An 8,602-nucleotide genomic window follows, 5' to 3' on the forward strand; every position below is an offset into this window, starting at 1 on the left:
TTAAGGAAGCTTCGCCATGCCCGATGTTATTGACCAAGCTGTAGCGTTTTTGCGTGCGTATTATGCCGAGCAAGGCATTCTCATCCGCTCTGCTCATGCGCACGCAGCGGTGGCAAATTACCTTGGCTTCAATTCCAAAATTGCACTCAAGAGTGATCACGATTTTGACTCGCACGATCAGAACCTGATCGCCTACCGCAACACGACACTGAAACTCCTCCACCAGCACATTCCCAAGATGAAGCCCACGTCACTCCAGTCATTGGACGTAACTGAGCTTGGGCTATTCATCCGTGCCGGTTTGATGCCCCCTTGCCAGGCTTGTGCGGTTAGGGCACCCACTGTGCGGCACTTTGTCGGTGATGCCGATCATCCGCATGGCTGGCTTTGCCACCAGTGTTCTGACGGTTTTGACATCAACTTCACATTCAAATGGTTGGAGCATGCGCCAGCGTTTCCTGAACGCGTCGCGCATGTGAAGATTAGCGTTACACCTCCGTGCAATTTGCCAGAAGAAACCCTCCAGCGCATGGTGTTTGTGCTTCCAGAGTTTTTCGAATCTCCGCCAGATGGCTATGAATCCGAACCTATGCGTATCGACTCGGCCTATTTCAATCGTGTCACTGCAGTTGAACAAGCGGTCGATAGACGCAACAGCGAGCGTCATGTACTGAGCTATCACCTCGTACAGAACGCATGGCTGGGTACCGTTTTCCACTACCGCGGCACTTTAGATCGTCAACAGTACGAGGCAAAGATCAAGGCAAAAATGCGCGAAAACATCATTGGTACCGTGGTGCGTTATTTGGCTGGCAGCCTGCCTGACTCTCGCTTGCTCAGCAAAGAAACACACCGTCATTATGTAGACTCTCTGCCTACTTATATCTCCGAAATCTGAATGTAGATTCAGTTGACCAAGTGTTTGCGAGGATGGGAGATACAGCATTCATCTCCAACCACTCAGCCGCAGCTACCTAGCCATAATGGCCAGGTAGCTGCGTGAGCGCTCGGATCGTTCTCGCACTCAAGCGAAGCGGTCGACGGCGCTACCTTCAGGCTGCCACGCTGAGAGTCCGGAGCCGTAATACAGCCAACAGAACAATACACGATGACCACTACACAGATTCCCGGCGCGCCGAAAATCAGAAAGCCCAAAAATAGTGGTTACACGACCATTTTCGGTTAATATTTTCTGAGTGCTCGGCGCGTATTTTAAGAAAATCTTGGCTCGGTTAAAAAAATCTAGCCAACGACAGGGGAAAAAATGGGAAATCTAGTGGGTTATGCCCATTTGATCAATGCGATGGGGCTGAAGGCTATCGAGGTAAAGAAGCCCGCACTCGTTCAACCCGTCACCCGCATTGAGCGGATCAACGGCGCGCTTGCAGTGCCGCAAGCAGTTGCACCGGAGGCTGGGGATTTTCTCGCCCACATCATCTTTGCGCTCAAACATGAGGGCGTCAATCTCTCTATTTTGTCGCAGGCTCTGCCTCGCATTGAAGGTCAACTCCTTGTCGAGGCCATAACCCAATCACCCAGCAGTGGCTATCTGCGCAAAGTCTGCTTCCTCTGGGAAGTCTACTCCGGCGCTTTACTGGACTACACGGACAAGCCTCGGGGCCCCGGCGTCCTCCTTTTTGATCCAGAGCGGTACATCACCGGCCCATCGGTGCGAAACAACCGCTGGCGCGTGGACTTCAATGGGCTGGGGACACTCCAATATTGCGCGGCGGTAGAGCGCACGCCTGAGGTCCAAGCCCTGCTTGAATACGACATTCTAGGGCGTTCGAAAGAGTTCATTGCTTCCTTGCCTAAGGAAATGATGGATCGCGCCATCAACTGGGCGTACCTGAGCGAGACAGATTCCTCATTTGAGATTGAAAAGGAAGCACCAAGCCAGCAGAAGTCAGAGCGTTTCGTTCAGTTGCTGCGCCAGGCACATGACCGCCAGCCGCTTACCGAAGACTATTTGGTCTCTCTGCAAAACAATGCAATTTCCCAACCGCTTGAATGGGCGGTGGCCTTCCGGCATGAACAAAACCACCTGACCAACTCCTTTCGAGGAGCGGCAGGGGTCACCTATATACCCCCACCACCAGACCTTTGCCGGGATCTGATGTTCGAACTCATGGCCTTCGCAAACCGTGCACCGTTGGAGCTTGACCCGCTGGTGGCCGCCGGCATTGCCTCATTCGGGTTCGTATTCTTGCATCCCTTCATGGATGGGAATGGCCGACTGTCGCGCTTCTTAATACACCAGGCATTGTGCTGCAGCGGTGCGCTGGAGAACGGTTTGTTACTCCCTGTCTCCGTTGCCATGAAGCGAGAGGAGCAACGCTACCTTGAAGCTCTGCAGAGCTTCTCGAAACCTGCCCGGCAATTCTGGGACGTTCGTTGGATCGATGCCGACAACATGTCGCTTAACTTCACCGGCGACCCAAGCCTCTATCGCTACTGGGATGCGACTGAATGTGTGGCCTTCACGCTGGAAATGGCCAAGCGGGCATTGGAAATCGAACTGAGGGAAGAAACCGAGTATCTGCAACGATACGACACGTTGCTCAAGGTGGTTAATGACAACTACGACGTGCGCGGCAGCCTCTTGAGCAAGCTGATAATGCAGTGCTTAGACCAGAATGGAGTCGTATCAAAGGGCCGGCGGAAGCAATACAACGGGTATATCCAAGAGGAGGTTTTCGACTTCCTAGAAGGTCACGCCCAGGCCCTTCTGGCAGAAGCCTACGCAGAGCCCGACGACTAATAGTCTAGCGACCGGGGCGGTTGAATGACCGGTGGCAGATCCCTTGGGTGAAGCCAAGTCCATCTCAGTCCCGCCATCTCCACTAGCTATTAGGCGGCCCAACCTTTCAAGCTCCTCAGCTTTGAAAAGGCCCAAAGCGTGCGGTCGTTCACCCACGTGGCCATCACTGGAACACCTCCAAGTCTATACAGGCGCTGATCAAAGCAATCTGCAGCCTGCGACAGACTCCATTTATTCCCGACAGACTTTATTTCATAGCTCAACCGTCAAACCGGATGCAGTTGCGGTCGTTTTTGTCAGAAAAATAACATCATGACTGAGTGGGCTTTTCCGCCCCACCTGACTCCTCGGCTTCTGATCCTTCGCTGTGACAACCTTTATTCTTCGAGAAATCCCATCATTTTTTGTAAACGCAAGATTTGTGACAGCGTTTATTAATTTCTTGCCACACGCCTTTTGTATGGAGGACTCGAAATAAAAGGGGGCTTGTGACAATCTTTATTCCTAGGACACACCTTCGAAGCTACGAAATAAAGTCTGTCGGAAATAAATAAAGTCTGTCGCTGGCGCATTCGATCCCCCCGATTGAGTAGCCGGTGACGCTTTTTCCGGGCCACCGTGCTCGGGACGCACTGAGTATCCGTTAAGAGAGTTTTTTAGAAATATTCAAGATATTTCCTACTCTAGGGACGAATACATAGGTCATTCGATGTTGCCGCTGATGCAGAATTGACCCATCTGCCGACTTGGCGTTGCCCCACAAGCATTCAGCCCAAAGTCAGACCTGCTAACGCTTTACAAAGTTGAAGCCTGGATCAGCGAAATTTCGGCAGCAGGGTCAATTCTGCATCAGCGGCAACAGCGTGGCTGACGGAGCTGGATCGTCAGGCGGAAATGGAGGCTGAGCACCCAGCCAACTACCCGACTGTGGAAGGGCTGTTTCAAAAAGGTCGGGCTGCCAAGACCACCCGGTATCCGGGCTTCTCCGAAGCCAATTCCAGGCTGAACGCCAGTACCAGCATCTACGACCTCAATATGAGCTGGGTGCTCTTCGACTTTGGGCTTCGCGCCGCAAAAGTCGAAAGTGCCCGCCAGTTACTGAACGCCGCCAGTGGCAGCCGAATTGAAGAATTGCAGAAGTCGATGCTTGCCACCGCCAGAGTCTTTTACCAAGTGCAGGCCAACACCGCGCTGTTGCAAGCCAAAATCAGTGCTGAACGTCTCGCGCACAACAGTCGGAAAGCCGCTAACGCAAAATATCATGCTGGCGCCGGCCAGCAGACATATCGTCTGCAGGCGCTGGAATCCAGAACCCGGGCATTGGCAATCAGTCGTCTTTTTGTCGAGAGTGCGAGCAAGTCTTATGACATTGCTCAGGGCCGTTACAAGGCTGGGGAGGGCAGTATTCTTGAGCTTCTGCGTTCGCAGAGTGACCAGGCCTCAGCGAGGCAGAAACGTTTGGAATCCTTGGTAAGCTGGCATAAGGCTAAGCTGCAATTGGCACCTGACATTGGCAGTCTGAACATTGGAGAATGAATGTTGTTTCCGCCGCCTACTTGATGGCCTGCGTAGCGAACTGCGCTGCAGCGGCTGCCCGGGTCGATACCCCCAGAGCTTTTAACAGGCTTGAAACGTGTATGCGCACGGTAAAGGGGGAAATACCCAAATCTTTGGCTATTTCCTTATTAGTTTTGCCTGCGGCGATCAGACTCAGTACCTGTTTCTGACGTGTAGTAAGAGGGCTTAGTGCGTTAACCGCTGATTCGTTGAAAAGCGAACCTGCGGACTTGTAATTGACGACGACGTCGCCCTGTCGGATAGAGACGATAGAGTCGGTTATTTCCTGTGGATCGATGTTCTTGCCAATAAAGCCATCAGCACCATTCGACATGACTTGGGAGATGGTTTCCGGGTCATCGATCATCGAGACCACGATGATCGAGGTACGTCGGAACTCATTGCGCAGTTTGGCAATGGTGTGAATCGAGTCCAGTCCGGGGAAGCGCAGGTCCAGAATCAGAGTGTCAACTTCTTCACCGGAGCGTGCCAAGGTCAGCACTTCATTGAAATTGCCTGCCTGCTCAATGATAGCTTCTGGCAACAGACGTTCGATGGTACGCAACATGCCTTCACGAAATAGGGGGTGGTCGTCAGCCACTATGATTCTGCACGCCATGCCTCTGCTTCCGAATTTTAAGTCGGGTCATCATACTCGATAGGCGCAATGCGTATCGCCTGTGAGAAAAATCTAGAGTGATTATTTATGCTCTCGACATCATGGAAGAGCAGGTTCGCATGACCCTAGTCAGATGATGGTGGTCGCCAAGTTAATTAAGTTATCGCGAAAATGGCACGGGAGAAGCATTTACCGCGCTCGATCTGGAGTAGAAAGCGAAAGTGGGTATGTGAGCGATAGCCACTAGCCGCTCGTCGAGCGGAACGAGTCCGCAGTAAAACGAGGTGCCTTGATGAAATACCGGAAAAACGCTGAACTGGATCAGGCGAATCTGAGGCTGATAGTGGCGACGTTCGCGGTCACCTACGTGGCGCTGTTAGGTTTCCTGCCTGGGCTCGACATAGCGAAGTATCAACCGATCATTCTCTACTATGCCGGCTTTCTGGTGGTATCTCTGATCCTGCGCCAGCACATCACCAGGTTCCCCGGCGTCTTTCCGGTCCGCCTTGTATTCGGGATGGTCCATGACTACACCGCAATTTCCGTCGGTTTGGTCGTAGGCGGAGAGGCAACGCTGCCGATTTTCAGTGTGATGGTCTGGGTGACCCTGGGCAATGGGATGCGCTTTGGCTCGCGTTACCTGTCGATTGCTGCGTCGCTGGCGCTGCTGGCCATACTGATCATTTATAAATTGACGCCGTACTGGCAAGCGCAACCATTCATGGTACTGATGCTGGTCGCTATCACGATTCTGGTGCCTGGCTACGCCCACATTCTGTTGCTGCTGGCTCGCCAGGCATCGGAGCAGGCAACCGTTGCCAACCGCGAAAAAGAGCGTTTTCTGGCCCAGGCAAGCCACGATCTGCGCCAGCCCATTCACTCGATCGGCATGTTTACCGCGTGCCTGCGTTCAAGCCCGCTAGGTGACTATGAGCGTCAGCTGGTCGACAACATCGATCGTTCCCTGCACAACGTATCGCAGTTGTTTCGCTCGATTCTGGATATATACACGCTGGACAGCGGCAAGGTTTCGGCCAAGTCAGACGTGGTCAACCTGGGTGACATGCTGAATGAAATAGCTCAGCAAAACACGGCTGCTGCCCGATGGGCCGGCGTGGAACTGAGAGTCCGGCCGTGTCGGCGCTGGGTAAGAGTCGATGCCACACTGCTTGCCACGATGGTGCAGAACATTCTGTCCAACGCACTCAAGTATGCCCCCGAGCACCCGGTGCTGATCGGTGTACGTCGCCACAAAGGTAGCTTGTCAATCAGCGTGCATGATCAGGGGCGAGGCATCGCGGCTGAACATCTGCCCAAAGTCTGTGACGAGTTCTATCGGATTCGCCATGTTCGCGATAAGGACGTTGAGGGCGTAGGGCTGGGGCTATCCATCGTCAAGCGGCTCAGTCAGCTTCTTGGCGTACAGATCGATATCAATTCCCGTGTTGACCGCGGCACGACAGTTACTATCCATGGGCTTGAAGAGGTGAGCGCGCCTGTAAAACCGGCCCGCAAAAAAACATTGGGCGACAGCCTGCTCAAGGGCGTCAGGATCTGCCTGGTGGAAGACGACAAAAATGTGCTGATGGCCACCGCCGCGCTGCTGGAAAGGTGGGGATGCGAAGTCCAGGTCGCCCGATCTGTTGAAGGGTTGACCACCGACTGCGACATTATCGTAGCCGATTACGACCTAGGCACCGAGGCCAATGGCCTTGACTGCATTGCGAGTATCAGAGCAGCCCGCGGCTGGGATGTACCGGCTTTGATCCTTACCGGGAGGGAGGTGGAAGTGGTCATTGAATCAATGCAGGGTACCGAAGTGTCCGTGCTCTCCAAGCCGCTGCGCCCTTCGGAGTTGCGCCTGAACCTGTTGTCGCTTCACGAGAGGCGGGTGAATACGTCCTGACCTGAGTGCTGCTGGTCAGGGCGCAACGGACATAAACCAACAAACGGCCCGCGAATGTCTGACGGTGGAGGCACATCAGGGAATGGATAGATGCAGATCGGATCAGGTTTGATCACACCAATGCCGGGTACCGGCATGATGGTGAAATCGGCGCCGCCGGAGACGCAGTGCAGCCCGGTGTCAGTCAGTTCATGAGCCTGAGCCCAGCAGATAGCTGCTGTAGTTTCGGTGGTTTTCTGATGGCGGATAATTATGTCAAACCTCTCCATGTTGGTAGGGACACGCTTTTTACGTAGTAAGCGATCCATCGTCTACACATTCAAAGCTGCCATTTGATGCCTGATGCTGGGCTCCCGATATCCTTCAGGAGCCCGCCGTCATGATGCGCCCCGACGCCAAAGTTGAAAAAGTGTACCTCTACCCCAAGCCCGTGGATTTTCGAAAATCCATCGATGGCCTGACCGCTCTGGTTGAGTTGGATATCAAAGTCGCGGTGTTCGACCCGGTACTTTTCGTTTTTCTCAACAAGACCCGTAATCGGATCAAGGTGTTGTATTGGGAGCGCAACGGCTTCTGCCTGTGGCTCAAACGCTTAGAAGCCGAACGCTTCAAAACATCGCCCGATATCAGCGACGAGGCGATTGTCCTGACAGTTCAGGAACTGAACTGGATGCTCGACGGCTTTGATCTGTGGCGCAATCGTCCTCATCAGGTTTTGACGCCGCGATTTGTCGCCTAGTTGGGTATAATCCGGGCATGATCTCGATGCCCGACGACCTCCCTGATGACCCTGTTCTACTCAAGCAAATAATGCTTGCGGAACGTCGTGCTCATCAAGAAATTAATCAGGCCCACCATCGCCAGGTCGTTGACCTAAAAGAGCAAATCAAGTTGCTGCGCGACCGTTTGTTCGGTCGTAAATCCGAACAAACCGTCGACCCTGAAACCCCGCAACTTGTGCTGTTTAATGAAGCCGAAAGTGTCGCTGTACCCATCGCCGATAACGCTGACGAAGAAGCTGAAGAAGTCGTCGCTCCCGTCAAACGCCGAGGCAAACGCAAGCCACTTTCCGCCGATTTGCCGCGTATCGAAGTTGTCCACGAACTGCCTGAGCACGAACTGACGTGCGCCTGCGGCTGCCGCAAACATGCCATTGGCGAAGAAACCAGCGAACAGCTGGAAATCGTGCCGATGCAGATCCGCGTGATCAAACATATCCGCAAGGTCTACGGCTGCCGAGGTTGTGAAGCCGCGCCGGTCATGGCCGACAAGCCGGCCCAGTTGATCGAAAAGAGCATGGCCAGTCCCAGCGTCTTGGCGATGCTGCTAACGACCAAGTACGTCGATGGTTTACCGCTGTACCGTTTTGAAAAAGTTCTCGGGCGTCACGGCGTCGATATCCCGCGTCAAACGTTGGCGCGTTGGGTTATTCAATGTTGTGAACACTTTCAACCGCTGCTTAATCTGATGCGTGATCGGTTACTGGAAAGTCCGGTCATTCATTGCGATGAAACGCGGGTACAGGTGCTCAAAGAGCCTGATCGCGACCCGACCAGCCAATCCTGGATGTGGGTGCAAGCCAGCGGCCCGCCTGAGCGCCCCGTCATCCTGTTTGACTACACCACCAGCCGAGCGCAGGAGGTGCCGTTGCGCTTGTTGGGTGATTATCGCGGCTATCTGATGACGGATGATTATGGGGGCTATAACGCTTTAGCGTTGCAACCGGGCGTTGAACGTTTGGCTTGTATGGCCCATGTAC

Annotated in this window: 7 protein-coding genes and 1 pseudogene; 6 read left to right on the forward strand and 2 right to left on the reverse strand. The window is 53.7% G+C overall.

Features of this window, described 5'->3' with window-relative positions:
- The first annotated feature begins 16 nt into the window (after positions 1-16).
- From AACY52_RS16520 to AACY52_RS16530, 3 genes and pseudogenes are all read left to right on the forward strand, one after another.
- Positions 17-898, forward strand: coding sequence for a hypothetical protein (locus tag AACY52_RS16520; RefSeq protein ID WP_339418562.1), 882 nt, complete (start codon positions 17-19; stop codon positions 896-898).
- A 366-nt stretch (positions 899-1,264) separates the two neighbouring features.
- Positions 1,265-2,761, forward strand: coding sequence for a Fic family protein (locus AACY52_RS16525; RefSeq protein ID WP_339418563.1), 1,497 nt, complete (start codon positions 1,265-1,267; stop codon positions 2,759-2,761).
- A gap of 864 nt (positions 2,762-3,625) precedes the next feature.
- Positions 3,626-4,297: pseudogene (locus tag AACY52_RS16530) on the forward strand (TolC family protein); the annotation flags it as partial.
- Between the two features lie 16 nt (positions 4,298-4,313).
- Here AACY52_RS16530 and AACY52_RS16535 read toward each other — a convergent pair.
- Positions 4,314-4,937 carry a response regulator transcription factor gene (locus tag AACY52_RS16535; RefSeq protein ID WP_339418564.1) on the reverse strand — a complete coding sequence of 208 codons (624 nt, stop codon included), beginning with the start codon at positions 4,935-4,937 and terminating at the stop codon, positions 4,314-4,316.
- Positions 4,938-5,229: 292 nt separating this feature from the next.
- Between AACY52_RS16535 and AACY52_RS16540 the strand changes: the two genes are divergently transcribed.
- On the forward strand, positions 5,230-6,843 hold the full coding sequence (locus tag AACY52_RS16540; protein ID WP_339418565.1) for a hybrid sensor histidine kinase/response regulator: 1,614 nt from the start codon (positions 5,230-5,232) through the stop codon (positions 6,841-6,843).
- Here the strand turns inward: AACY52_RS16540 and AACY52_RS16545 are convergent.
- A complete protein-coding gene (locus AACY52_RS16545; RefSeq protein ID WP_339560625.1) occupies positions 6,816-7,151 on the reverse strand; it encodes a hypothetical protein in 336 nt (111 codons plus the stop codon). The genes AACY52_RS16540 and AACY52_RS16545 overlap by 28 nt on opposite strands.
- 71 nt (positions 7,152-7,222) lie before the next feature.
- On the opposite strand from AACY52_RS16545, the gene tnpB reads away from it, so the two are divergent.
- A complete protein-coding gene (gene tnpB / locus AACY52_RS16550; protein ID WP_339418685.1) occupies positions 7,223-7,582 on the forward strand; it encodes an IS66 family insertion sequence element accessory protein TnpB in 360 nt (119 codons plus the stop codon).
- Positions 7,583-7,599: 17 nt separating this feature from the next.
- On the forward strand, positions 7,600-8,602 hold a 1,003-nt coding region (locus tag AACY52_RS16555), incomplete at its 3' end, for an IS66 family transposase (protein WP_339560626.1).

Source organism: Pseudomonas sp. EA_65y_Pfl1_P113, assembly GCF_963970525.1.
GTDB lineage: Bacteria > Pseudomonadota > Gammaproteobacteria > Pseudomonadales > Pseudomonadaceae > Aquipseudomonas > Aquipseudomonas tritici.

Excerpts from the sequence above, each read along its gene's own strand:
- AACY52_RS16520 (WP_339418562.1), top strand. The coding sequence starts at position 17 with ATGCCCGATGTTATTGACCAAGCTGTAGCGTTTTTGCGTGCGTATTAT.
- AACY52_RS16525 (WP_339418563.1), top strand. The coding sequence starts at position 1,265 with ATGGGAAATCTAGTGGGTTATGCCCATTTGATCAATGCGATGGGGCTG.
- AACY52_RS16535 (WP_339418564.1), bottom strand. The coding sequence starts at position 4,937 with ATGGCGTGCAGAATCATAGTGGCTGACGACCACCCCCTATTTCGTGAA.
- AACY52_RS16540 (WP_339418565.1), top strand. The coding sequence starts at position 5,230 with ATGAAATACCGGAAAAACGCTGAACTGGATCAGGCGAATCTGAGGCTG.
- AACY52_RS16545 (WP_339560625.1), bottom strand. The coding sequence starts at position 7,151 with ATGGATCGCTTACTACGTAAAAAGCGTGTCCCTACCAACATGGAGAGG.
- tnpB (WP_339418685.1), top strand. The coding sequence starts at position 7,223 with ATGATGCGCCCCGACGCCAAAGTTGAAAAAGTGTACCTCTACCCCAAG.